The sequence below is a fragment of the Klebsiella sp. GG_Kp173 genome (genome assembly GCF_040062415.1).
Lineage (GTDB): Bacteria > Pseudomonadota > Gammaproteobacteria > Enterobacterales > Enterobacteriaceae > Klebsiella > Klebsiella quasipneumoniae.
Genome location: NZ_JBEAFZ010000016.1, coordinates 1 through 19,038, shown reverse-complemented (window position 1 = coordinate 19,038; position 19,038 = coordinate 1). Strand labels below are relative to the sequence as shown.

At 57.4% G+C, this 19,038-nt stretch carries 20 protein-coding genes and 1 pseudogene; 9 read left to right on the top strand and 12 right to left on the bottom strand.

What is annotated here, in order from left to right:
* The first annotated feature begins 111 nt into the window (after positions 1-111).
* From ABLU50_RS09515 to sodC, 3 genes are all read left to right on the top strand, one after another.
* Positions 112-354: a DUF1289 domain-containing protein gene (locus ABLU50_RS09515; RefSeq protein WP_017901094.1), complete on the top strand. Its 243-nt coding sequence runs from the start codon at positions 112-114 to the stop codon at positions 352-354.
* Positions 355-402: 48 nt separating this feature from the next.
* A complete protein-coding gene (locus ABLU50_RS09510; protein WP_087833011.1) occupies positions 403-1,299 on the top strand; it encodes an aldo/keto reductase family oxidoreductase in 897 nt (298 codons plus the stop codon).
* 69 nt (positions 1,300-1,368) lie between these two features.
* On the top strand, positions 1,369-1,890 hold the full coding sequence (gene sodC / locus ABLU50_RS09505) for a superoxide dismutase [Cu-Zn] SodC (RefSeq protein WP_087833012.1): 522 nt from the start codon (positions 1,369-1,371) through the stop codon (positions 1,888-1,890).
* Here the strand turns inward: sodC and ABLU50_RS09500 are convergent.
* From ABLU50_RS09500 to ABLU50_RS09490, 3 genes are read right to left on the bottom strand one after another with little or no spacing between them, the layout of a single operon-like run.
* On the bottom strand, positions 1,883-3,907 hold the full coding sequence (locus tag ABLU50_RS09500) for an FUSC family protein (RefSeq protein WP_004202870.1): 2,025 nt from the start codon (positions 3,905-3,907) through the stop codon (positions 1,883-1,885). The genes sodC and ABLU50_RS09500 overlap by 8 nt on opposite strands.
* Positions 3,907-4,803: an HlyD family secretion protein gene (locus tag ABLU50_RS09495; protein WP_017901091.1), complete on the bottom strand. Its 897-nt coding sequence runs from the start codon at positions 4,801-4,803 to the stop codon at positions 3,907-3,909. The genes ABLU50_RS09500 and ABLU50_RS09495 overlap by 1 nt, the downstream gene beginning before the upstream one ends.
* 10 nt (positions 4,804-4,813) lie before the next feature.
* On the bottom strand, positions 4,814-5,050 hold the full coding sequence (locus tag ABLU50_RS09490) for a DUF1656 domain-containing protein (RefSeq protein WP_004202868.1): 237 nt from the start codon (positions 5,048-5,050) through the stop codon (positions 4,814-4,816).
* A gap of 172 nt (positions 5,051-5,222) precedes the next feature.
* Here ABLU50_RS09490 and slyA point away from each other — a divergent pair, with 172 nt between their 5' ends.
* Entirely contained in the window at positions 5,223-5,663 is a 441-nt protein-coding gene (gene slyA / locus ABLU50_RS09485; RefSeq protein ID WP_017901090.1) for a transcriptional regulator SlyA, read from the top strand.
* Between the two features lie 34 nt (positions 5,664-5,697).
* Here slyA and ABLU50_RS09480 read toward each other — a convergent pair whose 3' ends face one another.
* Together ABLU50_RS09480 and slyB are read right to left on the bottom strand one after the other, a co-directional pair.
* Positions 5,698-7,059, bottom strand: coding sequence for a GGDEF domain-containing protein (locus ABLU50_RS09480; protein ID WP_087833013.1), 1,362 nt, complete (start codon positions 7,057-7,059; stop codon positions 5,698-5,700).
* A 223-nt stretch (positions 7,060-7,282) separates the two neighbouring features.
* The gene (slyB, locus tag ABLU50_RS09475; RefSeq protein ID WP_002907749.1) at positions 7,283-7,750 is read right to left on the bottom strand and encodes an outer membrane lipoprotein SlyB; all 468 of its coding nucleotides are present in this window, start codon (positions 7,748-7,750) and stop codon (positions 7,283-7,285) included.
* A 268-nt stretch (positions 7,751-8,018) separates the two neighbouring features.
* Between slyB and anmK the strand changes: the two genes are divergently transcribed.
* The 5 genes from anmK (at position 8,019) to pdxY (ending at position 12,594) form a co-directional block, all read left to right on the top strand.
* Positions 8,019-9,143 (top strand): anhydro-N-acetylmuramic acid kinase, encoded by a 1,125-nt coding sequence (gene anmK, locus ABLU50_RS09470; protein ID WP_017901088.1) that lies wholly within the window; start codon positions 8,019-8,021, stop codon positions 9,141-9,143.
* Positions 9,144-9,235: 92 nt separating this feature from the next.
* Positions 9,236-9,559 carry a C-type lysozyme inhibitor gene (gene mliC / locus ABLU50_RS09465; RefSeq protein WP_069602978.1) on the top strand — a complete coding sequence of 108 codons (324 nt, stop codon included), beginning with the start codon at positions 9,236-9,238 and terminating at the stop codon, positions 9,557-9,559.
* Between the two features lie 57 nt (positions 9,560-9,616).
* Positions 9,617-10,273, top strand: a complete 657-nt coding sequence (gene pdxH / locus ABLU50_RS09460; RefSeq protein ID WP_025710831.1) for a pyridoxamine 5'-phosphate oxidase — start codon at positions 9,617-9,619, stop codon at positions 10,271-10,273.
* A 124-nt stretch (positions 10,274-10,397) separates the two neighbouring features.
* The gene (tyrS, locus tag ABLU50_RS09455) at positions 10,398-11,672 is read left to right on the top strand and encodes a tyrosine--tRNA ligase (RefSeq protein WP_004175868.1); all 1,275 of its coding nucleotides are present in this window, start codon (positions 10,398-10,400) and stop codon (positions 11,670-11,672) included.
* Between the two features lie 61 nt (positions 11,673-11,733).
* Positions 11,734-12,594, top strand: a complete 861-nt coding sequence (pdxY, locus tag ABLU50_RS09450) for a pyridoxal kinase PdxY (RefSeq protein WP_048294968.1) — start codon at positions 11,734-11,736, stop codon at positions 12,592-12,594.
* Between the two features lie 42 nt (positions 12,595-12,636).
* Here pdxY and gstA read toward each other — a convergent pair whose 3' ends face one another.
* From gstA to ABLU50_RS09415, 7 genes and pseudogenes are all read right to left on the bottom strand, one after another.
* Positions 12,637-13,242: a glutathione transferase GstA gene (gstA, locus tag ABLU50_RS09445; RefSeq protein WP_004202856.1), complete on the bottom strand. Its 606-nt coding sequence runs from the start codon at positions 13,240-13,242 to the stop codon at positions 12,637-12,639.
* A gap of 110 nt (positions 13,243-13,352) precedes the next feature.
* Entirely contained in the window at positions 13,353-14,858 is a 1,506-nt protein-coding gene (gene dtpA / locus ABLU50_RS09440; RefSeq protein WP_004202855.1) for a dipeptide/tripeptide permease DtpA, read from the bottom strand.
* Positions 14,859-15,460: 602 nt separating this feature from the next.
* Positions 15,461-16,096, bottom strand: a complete 636-nt coding sequence (gene nth / locus ABLU50_RS09435; protein ID WP_004202854.1) for an endonuclease III — start codon at positions 16,094-16,096, stop codon at positions 15,461-15,463.
* Between the two features lies 1 nt (position 16,097).
* Complete coding sequence (locus tag ABLU50_RS09430; protein WP_017900824.1) at positions 16,098-16,796, bottom strand: electron transport complex subunit E; 699 nt, start codon at positions 16,794-16,796, stop codon at positions 16,098-16,100.
* 2 nt (positions 16,797-16,798) lie between these two features.
* The gene (gene rsxG / locus ABLU50_RS09425; RefSeq protein WP_087833081.1) at positions 16,799-17,419 is read right to left on the bottom strand and encodes an electron transport complex subunit RsxG; all 621 of its coding nucleotides are present in this window, start codon (positions 17,417-17,419) and stop codon (positions 16,799-16,801) included.
* Between the two features lie 10 nt (positions 17,420-17,429).
* The gene (gene rsxD / locus ABLU50_RS09420) at positions 17,430-18,482 is read right to left on the bottom strand and encodes an electron transport complex subunit RsxD (RefSeq protein WP_087833014.1); all 1,053 of its coding nucleotides are present in this window, start codon (positions 18,480-18,482) and stop codon (positions 17,430-17,432) included.
* A pseudogene (locus ABLU50_RS09415) lies at positions 18,483-19,038 on the bottom strand (electron transport complex subunit RsxC); the annotation flags it as partial.

Below are 19,038 nucleotides of genomic sequence, written 5' to 3'. Positions count from 1 at the left end.
TAATGCAAGACTTAGCGCAAAAATGTTAGCTGGCGCAGCACGGAGTGAACAAAATTTGCGTCGGCGCAGGGAAACGTCTTCAATGAAAGGAGATGAGGGGACAGGAGGCGTGTGGTGGCAGAGCAGTTAGAGTTTTTCCCGGTGCAGAGCCCGTGCCGGGGAATTTGTCAGACCGATGAGCGCGGCTACTGTCGCGGCTGTTTCCGTAGCCGTGAGGAGCGTTTTAACTGGCAAACGATGAGCGATGCGCAGAAACAGGAGGTATTGCGTCTGTGCCGTCAACGCCTGCTGCGCAAAATACGCGCGAACAGACCAGAGGCGGCGGAAGAACCGCAGCAACCCTCACTGTTTTAAGCCAAAAATTACGTATACTCAGAGCACTTTTTTATTGAGGAAGCGGTTATGGTTCAGCGTATTGCTATGGCTCCCCAGGGGCCGGAATTTTCGCGTTTTGTGATGGGCTACTGGCGTCTGATGGACTGGAAAATGTCGCCAGGCGAGCTGGTCGGCTTTATCGAACAGCATCTTGATTTAGGCATTACCACTGTCGATCACGCCGATATCTATGGCGATTACCAGTGCGAATCCGCCTTTGGTGAAGCCCTGAAGCTGGCGCCGCACATGCGTAGCCGGATGGAGATTGTCAGCAAATGCGGCATTGCCACCCGGGCGCGCGCTGAAAACACCATCGGTCACTACATTACCAACCGGGACCACATCGTGCTCAGCGCTGAGCAATCGCTGCGCAACCTGGCAACGGACCATCTCGATCTGCTGCTGATCCACCGGCCGGATCCGCTGATGGACGCCGACGAGGTGGCTGAAGCCTTCCTCGCGTTGCACCACAGCGGCAAGGTACGTCATTTCGGCGTCTCGAACTTTACCCCTGCCCAGTTCACCCTTCTGCAGTCGCGCCTGCCGTTTACACTTGCCACCAACCAGGTGGAGATCTCGCCAGTGCATCAGCCGTTGCTGCTTGACGGTACCCTCGATCAGCTGCAGCAGCTGCGTATTCGTCCGATGGCCTGGTCCTGCCTCGGCGGCGGCCGCCTGTTTAATGAAGAGGGCTTTCAGCCGCTGCGCGACGAGCTGGCCCAGGTGGCCCACGAGCTCAACGCCGACAGCATCGAGCAGGTGGTTTACGCCTGGGTGATGCGCCTGCCGTCGCAGCCGCTGCCGATTATCGGCTCGGGTAAAATTGAGCGCGTGCGCTCGGCGATTGTGGCCGAAAAACTGAGTATGACCCGCCAGCAGTGGTTCCGTATCCGCAAAGCCGCGCTCGGTTACGACGTGCCGTAACGGGCATTTCACCTCCGGAAAGCAGTTCCTGGTTTACACTTAACAGAGAGACAGCCATCCGGAGGTGTTATGCAACGATGTATTCTCGCTATCCTTTCCCTCGCATTTTGCGCTGGCGCGCAGGCCGTCAGTGAAGATGTGCCACTTAATCTCGTGACCAGCCAGGGCGTTGGTCAATCCATCGGCAGTGTAAAAATCTCCGAAACCGACCGCGGACTCGAATTTGCTCCTAATCTGCGGGCGTTACCGCCGGGCAAGCACGGCTTTCATATTCATGCTGAAGGCAGCTGCCAGCCGGCGATGAAAGAGGGCAAAGCCGTAGCCGCCGGAGCGGCGGGCGGACATTACGATCCGCAACATACCGGTAAACATGAAGGGCCGTTGGGCACCGGGCATCTTGGCGATCTACCGCTGCTGGTGGTCAACGACGCGGGTGTGGCTGACCAGCCGATTATCGCTCCGCGTCTGAAAACGCTGGCGAAAGTGAAAGGCAAAGCGCTGATGGTTCATGTCGGCGGCGATAATATGGCCGACAGTCCGCAGCCGCTGGGCGGCGGCGGCGAACGGTTTGCCTGCGGGGTGATTAAGTAATCTTTTCGCCAATCGTTCCGGCGACCGGAGCCTGTTCCAGCTGCGACAGCGCGCAATACAGTCGCCATATCGCGGCGGCCAGCTCCCGGGCCGCCGGCTGATGATGGTGGTTCAGAACTTCGCAGATCCGCAGCAGCTCCTGCAGCGTGGAGGCCAGCGGCCGCTGCTGCACGCCACGCTCGCTCATCACATCGCGCAGCAGGTTGATACACAGGTCGCGCACCTGGGCGAGAGGATCGGAGCGCGTTTCCCACTCGCGAAGCTGCCAGACCACGTGGGAGCAGTTCAGCAATACCACCCCCCAGCGCAGCAGCCAGCGGCGAGCCAGCGCATCCTGGCTCTGACTGAGCTGGCTGACATGGTGATATACCAGCGATTCAAATTCGTGCTCGCTGTGCTGGGGGTGGCGGCTGAGCTGATCGACAAAGTGACGCCGTAACGCTCTGATATGGCGTCGACCTTTACGGGCGTCCGAGCCGGGACTGAGCACCGCAAAGGCCAGCCATGCAAAGCCCACGCCGACAATCTTACTTAAATTGTCATTAAAAAAGGCCGCATAGTCGTAAACCGGTGGGTTGGTGACGGAGATAAACGAGCCCATAAAGACGATAAGCTGCCCCCACAGGCCGGCAAATTTTGGCCACTGCAGCTTGAGTAACTGCATGGTGGTCAGCAACGGGAACAGAAACAGCAAGAACTGCCACAGGTCGGTTATCTGCACCATCAGGCCAAATTTCACCACAAAACTGAACAGCGACAGCAGCACCAGGGTCTGCATCAGCAGCGTCAACGAACGAAACGGCGAGGCGGAAACCGAATAGAGCACGCAGCAAATGGAGGCCAGGGTCAGGGCCGCCGCGCAGCTGGTCCACTGGGTACTGATCCCCCACGCGCCAATCGCCACCAGCGCGCAAAAGGTACGGATGCCGTTGAGCAATGCCTCTGCCTGGTCGGTGTGGCGGGCCAGCGCGGGCGCGGAAGGGACATTGAACTCGGCGATCGCCGAGGCATTTTCAACCCGGCGGATCCAGCGGCTGCTTTCCAGATAAATGCGGCAGAAATAGCGTAACCGCGCCCAAAAGGCGAGGTGGCGGTAATCCGCGTCCGGCGGCGGCGCCAGCGGCGCCAGAATGCGGGCGACGTGATAGCTGTCAGCACTGGAGGTGGCGAGCTCCGCGAGCAACGATTCCAGCACCTGGCGGGTATTGGCCGGGGCGTCAGGCCAGTTCAGCAGCATACGCCGCAGACTGGAAATGACGCTGGTCATGCGGAGCTGCTGGTGCAGCAGGTAGTTCAGCAGGGGATTTTGCCGACGGAAGCGGTAGTGGCTCCAGAAGGCCTGGATGCGCAGCAGGTTCATGGTCAGGATCTGGCCAATTACGCTTTCATGGGCGGTGCGGATGGCATCCGTCGTTTCCGGGACCCACAGCAGACTGGCGTGCTCCAGCAGGCGGGCGTGCATGGTTTTCAGGGCCGTCAGCAGATTGCTGCCATCGGAGGTGCTGGGCAGGATCATCATCATCAACCCGCCGCACAAGATCCCAACGATGACTTCGCACACGCGCGACTGGGCAATCACCCATAGCTCGTAGCTGTCGCTGATATTAATCACCGGAAAGGCGATGATGGCGCAGGTATAGCCCGCCAGCTGAAAGGCGTAGGCTACGTTATTGGTGAACAAGGCGCAGGCCCAGGTGCACAGCGCCAGCCAGCCGGAGATACTGAACAGGAACAGCCAGGGATCGTTGAGCGTATGGCCCGCCAGCAGCAGGGCGGCGCAGGCGCCGAGAAGGCTGCCGGCAATGCGGCCAAAACTTTTACTGATCACCCCGCCGACGGTGGGAAAGCTGACCACCGCCGCGGAGGTCATCGCCCAGTAGGGCTCATCCAGATCCAGTGCGTAGGCGATGCTTAACGCGAGACACATGGCGATGCCGTTGCGTAGCGCGTATCGCCACTGCGGTCGGGTGGCTTTAACCCAGGGCAGCGTGCGCCATGACAGGGTCTGCAGATTCATCACTGTCCGCCGATCGAGACGGTGCAGGTGGTACCGGAGACCAGAGTGACATCGGCCGGCAACGTATCAAAGGCAATCCGCACCGGCACACGCTGGGCGAGGCGGACCCAGGGGATATTCGGTTTGATATTGGCCACCAGCCCGGTTCCCTGTTCCACGCTCTGGTCGACAATCGCGCGACCGATGCTGGCGACATGCCCCTGCAGCGTCTGCTGATTGCTGTAGAGAATGATTTGCGCCGGATCGCCGATGCGAATATGGCGCAGTTTGGTCTCTTCAAAGTAGCCCAGCACGTAGAACGAATGGCTGTCCACCAGGGCAAAGACCGGATGGCCGGTGGTGGCGTAATCGCCGACCCGGGTGGAGAGGTTAGTCACCCAGCCGTCTACCGGCGCTTTGACGACCGTCTGGCTGAGCTGCCACTGCGCATGTTTCAGCGCCGCCTCGCTGACACCGACTCCCGCTCTGGCGGCCGCCAGGGTAGTGGTGGCGGTATTCAGGGCGGTATTGGCGTTTTCAAGGTCTTCAGCTGAGATGGCATTTTGCGACAGGTTTCTGCGACGGCGGGCTTCGCTGGCGGCTTTGCTTTGCTCCGCCTGCGCTTTCGCCACCTCAGCTTGCGCTTTCGCCAGCTGCGCCTGGGCGTTCAGCACCGCGATGCGGTAGGGGGTGTCGTCGAGGGTAAACAATACCTCACCGGCCTTGACCTGCTGGTTATCGGCCACGTTCAGCTGCAATATACTGCCGGAAACCTGAGGGGTGATCCCGACCTGCTCGGCGCGCACTTTACCGTCGCGGGTCCAGGGGGACTGAGTGTAGAAATTCCATAACAACCACGCGGCAACCAGAGCGATGGCCGCCACCAACAGCGTTGAAAGATATTTTAATTTTTTCATAACAGGAAGATCACCAGGCAATCAGTAACACCAGGGCCAGACAGACCGAGAGCGCGAACAGGGAGAGATCCATCAGCAGTGGATGCCAGATGTCGCCCGCATACATCCAGTCACGCAGCTGGCGATGTAAAAACAGCCAGATAAAGAAGCCTAGCAGGACGGCTTTGAACAACGGAGGGAAATAGACGGATGCGCCGAACACCAGGTCCTGCAGCGGCAATCCGGATGAATTAAGACTCAGTTTCACAAGCAAAAATCCTTTGCCATAACAGGGATAACCTCAGGACGTGCTACTCTTTAACAGTGTAAATCATTGTTTTGGTTTTTGTTGAATCAAGTAATTCATTTGTTTTGATTATTCAAATGCTGCACACTATTCTAAAATCAGTATAATAACTTAGCAAGCTAATTATAAGGAGATGAAATTGGAATCGCCACTTGGTTCTGATCTGGCACGTTTAGTTCGCGTCTGGCGCGCGCTAATCGACCATCGCCTGAAACCTCTGGAGTTAACGCAGACCCACTGGGTTACGCTGCATAACATCCACCAGCTGCCGCCTGAGCAGTCGCAGATCCAGCTGGCGAAAGCCATCGGTATTGAACAACCGTCCCTGGTGCGCACGCTCGATCAGCTGGAGGAGAAAGGGCTTATTTCTCGCCAGACCTGCGCAAGCGATCGGCGAGCCAAACGCATCAAGCTGACGGAAAAAGCCGAACCGCTGATCAACGAGATGGAAGAGGTGATAGGCAAAACCCGCGATGAAATCCTCGCAGGGGTCTCGAAGCAGGAAGTGGAAACGTTGCTTCACTTAATTCGTAAACTTGAACAAAATATCCTCGATCTCCAGGCAAAAGATTAATCGTTTTGCGGCCCGGTTTATCCCGGGCCTTTTTTTACCTGCCCTGGCGTCGCCAGATTACCACCCGGTTACGTCCGCTGTTTTTTGCTTCATACATGGCTTCGTCCGCGCGTTGGACGCACTCTTCGGCTGTCACACTGCCGTCATGGGTCGTATACACGCCCATACTGATGGTCATCCGCTCTGGCAGAGGGGTTTGTTCGGCGCTGACCGCCAGGCGGACGCGCTCGGCGATCGCCTGCGCCTCGTCCTCTGCGGTGTTGACCAGCAGCAGGGCAAACTCCTCACCGCCAATGCGGGCGGCCGCGTCATCCTTACGCGAATGGCTGTCCAGCACCGAGGCGGCAAACTGGATCACCTTGTCGCCGGCGATGTGGCCATAGTTATCGTTGATGCGTTTAAAATGGTCGAGGTCGCAGATGATCACCGACAGCGGATGCTGGGCCTTCACCTTTGCCAGCTGCTGGTTGAGGGTATCGTAGAAGAAGCTGCGGTTGTAAAGCCGGGTCAGCGGGTCGCGTATCGAATTCTGGTATGAGTTGACATACTTGTGGTTAGACTCGCGATAGAGGATAAAGACGTCTACCAGCAGCACCAGGATCAGGAACAGGGTGCACAGCGTTTCAAAAAAACGCGCCTGATACCAGGCCTGATCGAGCTCCCCAACGGCAGAGAGCAGCTGGAAAATGGTGAACAAATATGCGCTGCAAAAAAAAGCGCCGCTGTACCAGAAAATATTGCGCAGTTTGCTAAACCAAATTATTAAAATCAGCGCGATAAACCAGACTGCCATCAGCAGCCAGCCAATAATACTCCGCCACAGCGGCGTAAAAGTATGGCTCAGATCGTCAATAAACCTAATGCTCAACCATGGCGAGTGGCTGGAGAAGATCCATGACAAAAAAATTATCATTAACGTAAAAACAATACATGCCGCGAAAGTCATTACATGGGCTTTAAAGGAGTGCATGATCCGTCGGCGAAAGTAATACAAAATAATTGACGACGTGAATAAGACGGCCATCATTATATTGCGAAAGAAATAATATATCACAGCGTCATTTTGTTTCACCACCGGCGCGGGATTACAGCTGAGCCAGTCCGGATAGCTACTGAGGGTGCCCAGCATCAGTAACGCCGAACAGGCAAAACCGAAAGCGACAGGCGTCAGATACAGGCGACGCTTGCTGCTCCAGTATTTCATGCCCATAAAACAGGCAATAGTGATATGAAACACCATCAGAAAACTGGTCAGCAGGGGAAATAGTATTGATGAGGTGCTGTTGAATCTGGTCTCAAAAGAGCTGGTTAACCCGGTAATGCCGACTCCGGCCAGCAAACAAATAAAAAAATAAATGATAAGACGTCTAACAACATGATTCACATGTTTGTTCATAGGCAATATTCCAGAATAATAACAACAGCTACGAGGTTGGGTTGGCTTAATAATATTAACGGTTATAAGAGTAGTGGGGGCTGTGGGCAAAGATATTGCGCAGGCGCAATGATTGATGAAATATTAAAATTAATATGTGTTATCGCTAATACAAAACTTTTACGGCGAGAAAAATGTGGGTGATAAGTACGATGCGGCGCAACTGGCCGCATCGTGACAGGTGTTAGCGAGGAGAGACGGTGACCTGGCTGCCGCTGCCGGCAATGGCTACGCGCTGTCCAACAGAGAACGGGGTGCTGCCCTGTTTCTGTACCACCATGATGGTGTTGCCATCATCTTTACGAATTTCCAGTTCCACGCCCTGGGTTTTATTCATGGCGCCCTGTACGCCCTGACCGGCTACCCCGCCCGCGACCGCGCCAGCCGCAGTGGCCAGAGAACGTCCGGTGCCGCCGCCGATGGTATTCCCGAGGAAGCCGCCCAGAACCGCGCCGCCAATCGCCCCGATGGCATTGCTGTCGTCGCCGCTCTGGATCTGTACGGCGCGGGTATGCACGATGGTACCGTATGTCACGCTCTGCACCTGTTTGGCTTCAGATGCGGAATAAACGTCGCCGGACAGGCCGCTGCTGCTCACACAGCCCGCGAGCGTAAAACCAATCATCGATACAGCCAAAACACGTAAAATCATTTATGAATCTCCTGTTCACCGAAGGTGTTCAATTGAACGTCCATGCGGTTAATTATATGGCATTTAGTCGTCGGCGGGCATAGCTTCCCCCCGGGATATACAAAAAATAATAATTAATGGTGCTTCAACCTAAACTAAACGCCGGTTCTTTACGATGTTCTCCGAAATGTCTCTCTATTGTTAAAAAGTATTATTACAACATAGCATTAGCGGACACTTTATGATGGAGTGAGACGCATACGAGGGTCATGGAATGAAGGAAAAACGTATGAGATCGGGTCGCTTTATTGGCGTTATGTCGGGTACCAGCCTTGATGGTATCGATGTCGTTTTAGCCGCTATCAACGAAAACATGGTGGCGCAGCAGGCCAGTCTCACCTGGCCCATCCCACACGCGATAAAAGAAGAGATCCTGGCGATTTGTCAGGGCCAGTCGCTGACCCTCTCGCAGCTGGGGCGTTTGGATACCCGCCTCGGAAGGCTGTTTGCCGAGGCCGTGCTGGCGCTGATGCGTCAGGAAAGTCTCAAACCCGCGGACGTCATCGCCATCGGCTGTCATGGGCAGACTGTATGGCACGAGCCGCAGGGCGATGCCCCGCACACGCTGCAAATTGGCGATAACAACCAGATCGCCGCCCATACCGGCGTCACTGTGGTGGGGGATTTCCGTCGGCGTGATATGGCGCTTGGCGGGCAGGGGGCGCCGCTGGTGCCGGCTTTTCATCATGCGCTGCTGGCGCACCCCGTTGAGCGGCGGATGGTGCTGAATATTGGCGGGATCGCTAATGTGTCGCTTCTGGTGCCGGGCCAGCCGGTGCGCGGCTATGATACCGGGCCGGGCAATATGTTGCTGGACGCCTGGATCTGGCGTAAGCAAGGTAAACCTTACGATAAAGACGCCCAATGGGCCAGTGAAGGCAAAGTGCTCCTGCCGTTGCTGCAGGATATGCTGAGCGATCCGTGGTTTGCCTTGCCGGCGCCGAAAAGCACCGGTCGGGAATATTTCAATTACGGCTGGCTGGAGCAGCATCTGGCTCGTTACCCGGGGCTGCGCGGACAGGATGTGCAGGCAACCCTCGCGGAATTAACCGCCGTGACCATCAGTGAGCAGGTATTGTTAAGCGGTGGCTGCGAGCGTTTGTTAGTGTGCGGCGGCGGCGCGCGTAACCCATTGTTAATGGCGCGCCTGGCGGCCCTGCTGCCGGGAACCGAAGTCTCCACCACCGATGAAGCGGGGATCAGCGGCGATGATATGGAAGCGCTGGCCTTTGCCTGGCTGGCCTGGCGCACCATCGCTGGCCTGCCGGGGAATCTGCCCTCTGTGACTGGCGCCAGCGAAGCCACGGTGCTGGGCGCCATTTTCCCTGCTAACCCGCCGCAGAATCGGAGTTAACTGAAATCTTAAATACGACGCGACCGGTAAACTGGACAAGTTAAGCGGAGGGCGGAGTGCCCTCCGTGACCGGGAAAGTCGAAGGCAAACGAATGAAAAAAATTCTTATCGCAGTTGTACCTTTTATGCTGGCGGGCTGTAGCTACTACAACCAGTTTGTCGAGCGGATGCAGACGGACACGCTGGAGTATCAATGCGACCAGAAACCGTTGACGGTCCATCGCAATAACTCACGCCAGCAGGTGAGTTTTATCTATGACAACCAGCAGCTGAATCTGTCAGAGGGGCTGTCGGCTTCCGGAGCGCGCTACACCGACGGCGTCTATGTCTTCTGGTCGAAAGGCGATACCGCCACCGTCTATAAGCGCGACCGCATCGTTCTCGATAACTGCCGGCTGCAGACCGCCAAACGTTGAGATTTCTGTCCGGGGGGCGCACAATAACGCCACCTTATGACTATATCCTCGATGGCCATGTCTGATAACGACGAACTCCAGCAAATCGCGCACTTGCGCCGTGAATACACCCGTGGCGGTTTGCGTCGCCACGATCTTCCAGCTGAACCTCTGCCGCTGTTTGAGCGCTGGCTGCGTCAGGCCTGCGACGCGAAACTCGCCGACCCGACGGCCATGGTGGTTGCCACCGTTGATGAACGTGGCCAACCTTATCAGCGTATTGTGCTGCTAAAGCATTACGACGAAAAAGGGCTGGTGTTTTATACCAACCTTGGCAGCCGCAAAGCCCATCAGATTGAAAATAACCCGCAGGTCAGCCTGCTGTTTCCGTGGCATATGCTGGAGCGCCAGGTGATGGTGATCGGCAAAGCGGAACGCCTGTCGACGCTGGAGGTGGTCAAATATTTCCACAGTCGCCCGCGCGACAGCCAGATCGGCGCCTGGGTCTCGAAGCAGTCGAGTCGGATCTCTGCTCGGGGTATCCTGGAGAGCAAATTCCTCGAGCTAAAGCAGAAATTCCAGCAGGGTGAGGTACCGCTGCCGAGTTTCTGGGGCGGATTCCGCGTCAGCATTGAGCAGATGGAGTTCTGGCAGGGGGGCGAACATCGCCTGCACGATCGCTTTTTATACCAGCGCGATAACGGCGCCTGGAAAATAGACCGCCTGGCACCGTAATTGCCGAAATTAGTTATCGAAGCGCTGGCGCTGAAAGGGCCGGCGCTTTATTCTATGTACTTTTCGCATCTGGCGAAAAGTCGTGTACCGGCAGAGGTGCAGTCGTTTATACATGGAGAATTTGATGGCAAGCAGTAACTTGATTAAACAATTGCAAGAGCGGGGGCTGGTAGCCCAGGTGACGGACGAGGAAGCGTTAGCAGAGCGACTGGCGCAAGGCCCGATCGCGCTCTATTGCGGCTTCGATCCTACCGCTGACAGCTTGCATTTGGGGCATCTTGTTCCATTGTTATGCCTGAAACGCTTCCAGCAGGCAGGTCATAAACCTGTGGCGCTGGTGGGCGGCGCTACCGGTCTGATTGGCGACCCAAGCTTTAAAGCCGCTGAGCGTAAGCTTAATACCGAGGATACCGTGCAGGAGTGGGTGGATAAAATCCGCAAACAGGTAGCCCCGTTCCTTGATTTTGACTGCGGCGACAACTCGGCGATCGCGGCGAACAACTATGACTGGTTTGGCAGCATGAACGTGCTGACCTTCCTGCGCGATATCGGTAAACACTTCTCTGTTAACCAGATGATCAATAAAGAAGCGGTGAAGCAGCGCCTGAATCGTGACGATCAGGGCATCTCCTTTACCGAGTTCTCCTACAATCTGCTGCAGGGTTACGACTTCGCCTGTCTGAACAAACTGCACGGCGTGGCGCTGCAGATTGGCGGCTCCGACCAGTGGGGCAACATTACCTCCGGTATCGATCTGACCCGTCGTCTGCACCAGAACCAGGTGTTTGGCCTCACCGTGCCGCTGATTACCAAAGCGGACGGCACCAAGTTCGGTAAAACCGAGGGCGGCGCCGTGTGGCTGGATCCGAAAAAGACCAGTCCGTATAAATTCTATCAGTTCTGGATCAACACCGCGGATGCTGACGTCTATCGCTTCCTCAAGTTCTTCACCTTCATGGACATTGCAGAGATCAATGCCCTGGAAGAAGAAGATAAAAACAGCGGTAAAGCGCCGCGCGCCCAGTACGTGCTGGCAGAGCAGGTGACGCGTCTGGTGCATGGCGAAGAGGGTCTGGAAGCGGCGAAACGCATTACCGAGAGCCTGTTCAACGGCAACCTGAGCGACCTCAGCGAAGCTGACTTCGAACAGCTGGCTCAGGACGGCGTGCCGATGATCGAGATGGAAAAAGGCGCCGATCTGCTGCAGGCGCTGGTGGATTCCGAGCTGCAGCCGTCCCGCGGCCAGGCGCGTAAAACCGTCGCCTCTAACGCGGTGACCATCAACGGTGAAAAACAGGCCGATCCGGAATATGTTTTTGCTGACAGCGATCGCCTGTTTGGTCGCTACACCTTGCTGCGCCGCGGTAAGAAGAATTACTGCCTGGTCTGCTGGAAATAAAAAAATACTACCAGGGCGTGGGAAACCACGCCCTTTTTCTTTTTAGGGTTGTGGTAAGAAAATGAAGAACATCCTCGCCATTCAGTCTCACGTGGTGTTTGGCCACGCCGGCAACAGTGCCGCCGAGTTCCCGATGCGCCGCCTGGGCGCCAATGTCTGGCCCCTCAATACCGTACAGTTCTCTAACCATACGCAGTACGGCAAATGGACCGGCTGTGTGATGCCGCCTTCGCACCTGACGGAGATCGTCCAGGGCATCGCCGACATCGACAAGCTGCAGACCTGCGATGCGGTACTGAGCGGCTATCTCGGTTCTGCTGAACAGGGCGAGCATATCCTGGGCATCGTGCGTCAGGTAAAAGCGGCCAATCCGGCGGCGAAGTATTTTTGTGACCCGGTGATGGGCCATCCGGAGAAGGGCTGCATCGTCGCCCCGGGCGTGGCGGAATTCCACGTGCGCTATGCGCTGCCGGCCAGCGATATCATTGCGCCTAATCTGGTGGAGCTGGAGATCCTCTGCGGTCATCCGGTCGCCAGCGTGAGCGAGGCGGTGGCCGCCGCGCGGGAGCTCATTGTCCAGGGGCCGGAGGTAGTGCTGGTTAAGCATCTTTCCCGCGCCGGCATGAGCATGGACCGCTTTGAGATGCTGCTGGTGACCGCAGAGGAAGCCTGGCATATCAGCCGGCCGCTGGTGGATTTTGGCCTGCGTCAGCCGGTGGGCGTTGGCGATGTGACCAGCGGTCTGCTGTTGGTGAAACTGCTGCAGGGCGCCAGCCTGCGCGACGCGCTTGAGCACGTCACCGCCGCGGTGTACGAGATCATGTTGACCACCAAAAACATGCAGGAGTATGAACTGCAGGTGGTGGCGGCGCAGGATCGTATTGCCGTGCCGGAGCACTGCTTCAGCGCTACCCGGCTGTAACTTTCTGACTCTGCCCGGCAGACCGCCGGGGAGAGTCTGGTCTTACTTTAAGCCTTCCGCCGCCAGTGCGTCAGCCACTGCCGGACGCGCCGCCACCTGCGCCATCCAGCTGCCGATATGACCGCAGGCGGCCATATCCAGTTTAATCGCATAGCCCCAGCGCAGCACCGTGAACAGATAACCATCGGCGATGGTGAAGCGATGGCCGGTCAGCCACTGTTTATCCGCCAGCGAGGCATCGACGTACTGCAGTTTCTTCTCGAGCAACGCGCGGGCAACGGGCTTATAGTCTTCCGGGGTGTCCGGGCGGAACAGCGGCGTAAAGCCTTTATGCAGTTCGGTAGCCACGTAGTTCAGCCATTCCAGGGTCTGGTAACGGGCAACGGAGCCCACGGGCGCCAGCAGATGGCGGTCCGGCACCTGATCGGCGATGTACTGCATAATAGCCACGCCCTCGGTGAGCAGGATGTCATCATCCAGCAGCAGCGCCGGCACCTGACCTTTCGGGTTGATCAGCAGATAATCTTCCCCGTTTTCCAGCTGTTTCCTTGCCAGATCCACGCTCTGCAAAGTGAAATCCAGGCCGCTTTCGCGCAGGGCGATGTGTGAGGCGAGGGAACAGGCGCCGGGTTTGTAGAACAGTTTCATGCGTTACTCCTCGTGGCTGCAGTTTTCTGTATGTTAGTCCCGCCAGGGGTAAAAAAAAAGCCGCTAACCTAACGTTAGCGGCTTAAAAATAATTGATTTTCCCTGCGGCGTCAGGCTGCCGCGGTTTCGCGTGCTTTTACGTCCGCGCTGTCGTCCTGAGTCATTCGGTTCAGCTTCGGCGCGGTCAGCAGCATCAGGGCGGCGATGACCGCGGTGACGATACCGATCTGCAGGAACACATGACCGTACACTTCCAGCGACACCAGCGGATCGGTGACGTTTTCCGGTACCGCCATCAGGTTGGCGATTTTCCCGGCGATGATTGCCGCACCGGCGGTGGTGAGGAACCAGCTGCCCATAATGAAGCCCATCAGACGCTGAGGAACCAGCTGAGCGACCATCGCCAGGCCGAGGCCGGAAATCATCAGCTCACCGATAGACTGCAGCGCATAGCTCAGGATCAGCCAGTTAACCGAGACGATACCAGCGTCGCTGGCGAACTTCGCCCCTAAAGGCAGGACGAGGAACGCGCCGGAGCACAGCACCATACCGATAGCGAACTTGTGCGGCATCGGCAGGCGATCGCCCATCTTGTTATAGATGGCGGCCAGAATAGGGCTACCAATCATGATCCAGAACGGGTTCAGCGCCTGATACTGTTCCGGCTCGAAGGCGATGCCGAGGATCGAGTGCTCCACGTTGCGGATAGCGAAGAAGTTCAGAGAGGTCGGCATCTGGCTGTACAGTACGAAGAAGACGATCGCTTCTACCATCAGCAGGAAGGCGACGATCATTTTCCGACGCGCGGCGCCTTTCAGGCCCATCGCTTCTTTGGCGAAAATCACCACGATACCCAGCGCGATGACGCCCAGCGCCATGCGTGCGATACCTTGGTTGTGCAGCAGCCAGGTCGCGATAGCGACCAGCACCACCACGCCAGCGATGGTCGCCAGCAGTTTACCCATATGCACCGGGGCAAAGTCCGGTTTCGAGCCGTACTGTTTCACCCATTTCTGGCAGAAGGCGAAGTTGATGATAGTGATCACCATCCCCACCACGCTCAGGGCGAAGGCGACGCTCCAGCCGAAACGCGCGGCCAGCCACGGAGTTGCCAGCATCGAGAAGAACGAACCGATGTTGATGGACATGTAGTACATGGTAAATGCACCGTCCAGACGCGGGTCGTTTTTGTCATAGCAGGTAGAGAGCAGGGAAGACGGGTTGGCTTTAAACAGGCCGTTACCGACGGCGATTGTCGCCATACCCATATAGACGATAGCGGCGTCATGGCCAGACCAGGCGACCAGCGCATAGCCGATGGCCAACACGATAGCGCCCAGCATAATGACGCGTTTGGTACCCAGCACTTTATCGCCCAGCCAGCCGCCAATGGCGACCAGGCCATAAACCAGCGCGCTAAAGGAGGAGAACAGAGTAATGGAATCCGCTTCCGACATACCCAGCTGTTTTACCAGGTAAACGGCCATGATCCCTTGCAGGCCGTAGTAACCAAAACGTTCCCACAACTCGATCGAGAAAATGAGATAGAACGCGCGTGGTTGTTTGAAAGCGTTCAGACTCACGCTTTCTGCTGGTTTATTGTTTGCAGTAGACACATATACCTCTTTTTTTACATCCCATATTTACTGGGGGGTGTTCGGGGCGCAATCTCGTTGGACCGCCGCCTTTATAGTTATTCTTGGAGGGAAAACGGCAGGTAATGTTCACTATCCTGGCGCATCAGGCAAGGCTTTTGTAATAATCTGTTACACATAATCAGGGTGGCATAATGCTCCGGACATATGAATGTTATCCAGAGTTAAATTTCACCGTTACGTTATCGTTGATATTTTTATCTTTTTGATTGCCCGCTTTTCGCCAAAATGGCGATATATTCTGCTGATCGCGCAATGAGGTAGTGATATGGTCCATTATCCTAAAAATTCATGGGCTATTATCCTGGCAATCTTTGCTCAGCCGTTGTATTACCTGACTTTAATTTCCATTTTTATAACATTCGTTCAACATTGAGTTGCGAGCATGATCTGGATCACAAATGTATAGAAATTTTGCGTTGATAAAAAATGAATGAGCTAGTTTTTTGTTATATAACCGGATAATTGCCCAGCAAAATGCGGTTTATGCGGTGTTAACGGCGGGTTAAATAGCTAAATACGGACCATAACCCAGAGTGAGGCTATGGTCGTGAGAAAGGCGCTCAGGCGTAGACTTTTTCTTTGAATTCGCAAAGGTCTTCAATCAGGCAAGAGCCGCAGCGCGGCTTGCGAGCGATACAGGTGTAACGGCCGTGCAGAATAAGCCAGTGATGGCAGTCGACCTTAAACTCGGCGGGAACGACCTTCAGAAGCTTCTCTTCAACCTGTTCGACGTTTTTCCCGGGAGCGAATTGCGTCCGGTTGCAAACACGGAAGATATGGGTATCCACGGCGATCGTCGGCCAGCCAAAGGCGGTATTCAGCACCACGTTGGCGGTTTTGCGGCCCACGCCGGGCAATGCCTCCAGCGCCGCTCTGTCCTCTGGTACCTCGCCGTTGTGCTGCTCCAGCAGGATACGGCAGGTTTTGATGACGTTTTCCGCTTTGCTGTTAAACAGGCCGATGGTCTTGATATAGGATTTCACGCCCTCCACCCCCAGCGCCAGCATCGCCGCGGGCGTGTTGGCCACCGGGTAGAGTTTGGCTGTCGCTTTATTGACGCTCACGTCGGTTGCCTGCGCCGAGAGCAGGACGGCAATCAGCAGCTCAAACGGCGAGCTGAAGTGCAGCTCGGTGGTGGGGTGGGGATCATTGTCCCGCAGCCTGGTCAGGATCGCCAGGCGTTTGGCTTTGTTCATGTTACGCTTTCCCTGTCGCGTCAGACGGGGCGACAGCGTCGGCCCGGGCCGCCTGCGCCTTCCGTTGCTTGCTACGTTCATCGATAAGGTATTTTACCGCCAGCATCATGCCGAGGCCAATAAAGGCGCCTGGCGGCAGCATAGCCAGCAGGAAAGGGGTGTCCGTATGGAAAACCTCGATGCGCAGCACCTTTGCCCAGCTGCCAAGCAGGCTGTCGGCGCCGTCAAACAGCGTGCCATTGCCGAGGATTTCGCGCAGGGAACCCAGCACGAACATCGCGCAGGTGGCCCCCATACCGATAGAGAAACCGTCCAGCGCCGACAGCGCCGGCCCTTTTTTGGCGGCAAAGGCTTCGGCGCGGCCCACCACGATGCAGTTGGTGACGATAAGCGGGATAAATATCCCCAGCGACTGATACAGACCGAACGCATAAGCGTTGATCAGCATCTGCACCACGCTCACTACCGAGGCGATGATCATCACGTAGATCGGGATGCGGATCTCCGCCGGGGTCCAGCGGCGCAGGCTGGAGATGGTCAGGTTGGTCAGGGTCAGCACCAGGGTGGTCGCCAGACCCAGCCCAAGGGCGTTGGTGGCGGTCGAGGTGACTGCCAGCAGGGGACACATCCCTAACAGCTGAACCAGAGCGGAGTTGTTTTTCCACAGGCCCTGGACGATGACGTCTTTAACTTCGCTCATGGTTACTCTCCACAGGCGCTGAATTCAGGAAGTTGCGCAGGCAGCGTTTGTGCATACAGGCCTGCGCGCTTAACGGCATTGACCACCGCCCGGGGGGTGATGGTGGCGCCGGTGAACTGGTCAAAATCGCCGCCGTCTTTTTTGACCGCCCAATGGCTGTCGCCCTGACCGTGGATGACTTTCCCGGCAAAATGGGTGATCCAGTCCGACAGGCGAAGCTCGATTTTATCCCCCAGACCCGGGGTCTCATGATGCTCGGTCACGCGGGTGCCGAGGACCGTGCCGCTAAAATCGGCGGCCACCAGCAGCTGGATCGCTCCGGAATAGCCGTCCGGCGCGGTGGCTTCCATGACCGCGCCAATCGGCTGGTCGTTATTTTTGGCAATCCACACTTTATGCTGGCCTTTGCCCAGCGCCGTGGCGCTGACCAGATAGCAGCTCTTGAGCAGATCGTTATTATAGCGGTCGGCAGGTAAAACCTGGTCGAATAACGCTTTTTGCTGCAGGGCCGCCTGCTGGTCGATGGTGCTTTTGGTCAGCTCATTGATCGCCGCCGTTAGCCCGGTGGAGCCGGCGGCAAAAAGCGCCAGCGTGACGCCGTGTTTTCGCATCGTTTTTAACATCATCGTTCTCTCAACGGTGGCCATACACGCGCGGGCGCGTGTAGTAATCGATCAGCGGCACGGTAATATTCGCCAGCAGAACGGCAAACGCCACGCCGTCCGGGTAACCGCCGAAGCTGCGAATAAGCCACACCAGCAGGCCGGCGAGTGCGCCGAAGATCAGACGTCCGCGGTTGGTTGTCGAGGCCGTCACCGGGTCGGTCAGAATAAAGAAGGCGCCAAGCATGGTGGCCCCGGAGAATAAATGCATCTGCGGCGAGGCCAGACTCTGCGGCGAGAAGATCCAGCCGAGGGTTGCGCACAGGCCAAGGCTGACGAGGAAGCTGACCGGGATATGCCAGCGGATCGCCTTCTGCCACAGCAGGAACAGACCGCCCGCCAGCCAGGCGATATTCACCCACTGCCAGCCCAGACCCGCCAGAGCGCCGCCGTAAACCGGCAACTGCAGTACCTGCTGGACGCTATGCCCGGCATGCAGGGAGGTTTTGAAGGTATCCAGCGGGGTGGCCTGACTGATGCCGTCGATACCCAGCCGCAGGGCGGCCATGTCGCCTCCGGCGGCGGTATGACCGGTGAAGATCATCTGCAGCGTATCGCTGAACGTCGGGATATGGGCGGCAATCTCGTAAGAAGGCAGCCAGGAGGTCATCTGCACCGGGAACGAAATCAGCAGCACGACGTAGCCGATCATCGCCGGGTTGAAAGGGTTATGGCCGAGTCCACCGTACAACTGCTTGGCGATCACTACGGCAAAGGCGGTGCCGAGCACCACCATCCACCAGGGGGCCAGCGGCGGAATACTCACCGCCAGCAGCAGGCCGGTGAGCAGGGCGGAGTTATCCCTCAGGGTGGCCGCAACAGGCTGTTTGCGCAGTTTGAGAATAGCGGCTTCCGTTGCCCAGGCCGTCAGGGCGGCGAGGACAATCTGCAGGAGGGTGCCCCAGCCGAAAAACCACGTCTGGATCACAATACCAGGCACGGCGGCGAGCAGCACCAGCAGCATAATGCGCGAGGTCTGCCGCTGGTTATGGGTATAGGGGGAGCTTGCGATTCTGAAAACCATTTATTCCTCGTTAACTGCCTGCTGTGTTGCTTTGCGCGCCTGAACGCGAGCGATCGCCGCGGCGACGGCCGCTTTGCGTGGGTCGTCATTGGCTGCGGTTGACGCTATATCCGCCTGGGCAGCCTGCTGTTCGGCTTTGCGCGCTTTGGCGCGGGCGATAGCGGCCTCCACCGCGGCCTTGCGCGGGTCGACCGGCTCGGCTGGCGGGGCTTCCGCCGGCGCGGCCTGCTGTTCGGCTTTGCGCGCTTTGGCACGGGCGATAGCGGCTTCCACCGCCGCCTTGCGCGGGTCGACCGGCTCGGCTGGCGGGGTTTCCGCCGGCGCGGCCTGCTGTTCGGCTTTGCGCGCTTTGGCGCGGGCGATAGCGGCTTCCACCGCGGCCTTGCGCGGGTCGACCGGATCGGCTGCCGGGGCTTCCGCCTGGGCATCCTGCTGTTCGGCTTTGCGCGCTTTGGCGCGGGCGATAGCGGCTTCCACCGCCGCCTTGCGCGGGTCGACCGACTCGGCTGGCGGGGTTTCCGCCGGCGCGGCCTGCTGTTCGGCTTTGCGCGCTTTG

Bases quoted from the DNA above. Each gene is read 5' to 3' on its own strand.
- ABLU50_RS09510 (WP_087833011.1), top strand. From the start codon at position 403: ATGGTTCAGCGTATTGCTATGGCTCCCCAGGGGCCGGAATTTTCGCGT.
- sodC (WP_087833012.1), top strand. From the start codon at position 1,369: ATGCAACGATGTATTCTCGCTATCCTTTCCCTCGCATTTTGCGCTGGC.
- ABLU50_RS09500 (WP_004202870.1), bottom strand. From the start codon at position 3,907: ATGAATCTGCAGACCCTGTCATGGCGCACGCTGCCCTGGGTTAAAGCC.
- ABLU50_RS09495 (WP_017901091.1), bottom strand. From the start codon at position 4,803: ATGAAAAAATTAAAATATCTTTCAACGCTGTTGGTGGCGGCCATCGCT.
- slyA (WP_017901090.1), top strand. From the start codon at position 5,223: ATGAAATTGGAATCGCCACTTGGTTCTGATCTGGCACGTTTAGTTCGC.
- ABLU50_RS09480 (WP_087833013.1), bottom strand. From the start codon at position 7,059: ATGAACAAACATGTGAATCATGTTGTTAGACGTCTTATCATTTATTTT.
- slyB (WP_002907749.1), bottom strand. From the start codon at position 7,750: ATGATTTTACGTGTTTTGGCTGTATCGATGATTGGTTTTACGCTCGCG.
- anmK (WP_017901088.1), top strand. From the start codon at position 8,019: ATGAGATCGGGTCGCTTTATTGGCGTTATGTCGGGTACCAGCCTTGAT.
- mliC (WP_069602978.1), top strand. From the start codon at position 9,236: ATGAAAAAAATTCTTATCGCAGTTGTACCTTTTATGCTGGCGGGCTGT.
- pdxH (WP_025710831.1), top strand. From the start codon at position 9,617: ATGTCTGATAACGACGAACTCCAGCAAATCGCGCACTTGCGCCGTGAA.
- tyrS (WP_004175868.1), top strand. From the start codon at position 10,398: ATGGCAAGCAGTAACTTGATTAAACAATTGCAAGAGCGGGGGCTGGTA.
- pdxY (WP_048294968.1), top strand. From the start codon at position 11,734: ATGAAGAACATCCTCGCCATTCAGTCTCACGTGGTGTTTGGCCACGCC.
- gstA (WP_004202856.1), bottom strand. From the start codon at position 13,242: ATGAAACTGTTCTACAAACCCGGCGCCTGTTCCCTCGCCTCACACATC.
- nth (WP_004202854.1), bottom strand. From the start codon at position 16,096: ATGAACAAAGCCAAACGCCTGGCGATCCTGACCAGGCTGCGGGACAAT.
- ABLU50_RS09430 (WP_017900824.1), bottom strand. From the start codon at position 16,796: ATGAGCGAAGTTAAAGACGTCATCGTCCAGGGCCTGTGGAAAAACAAC.
- rsxG (WP_087833081.1), bottom strand. From the start codon at position 17,419: ATGTTAAAAACGATGCGAAAACACGGCGTCACGCTGGCGCTTTTTGCC.
- rsxD (WP_087833014.1), bottom strand. From the start codon at position 18,482: ATGGTTTTCAGAATCGCAAGCTCCCCCTATACCCATAACCAGCGGCAG.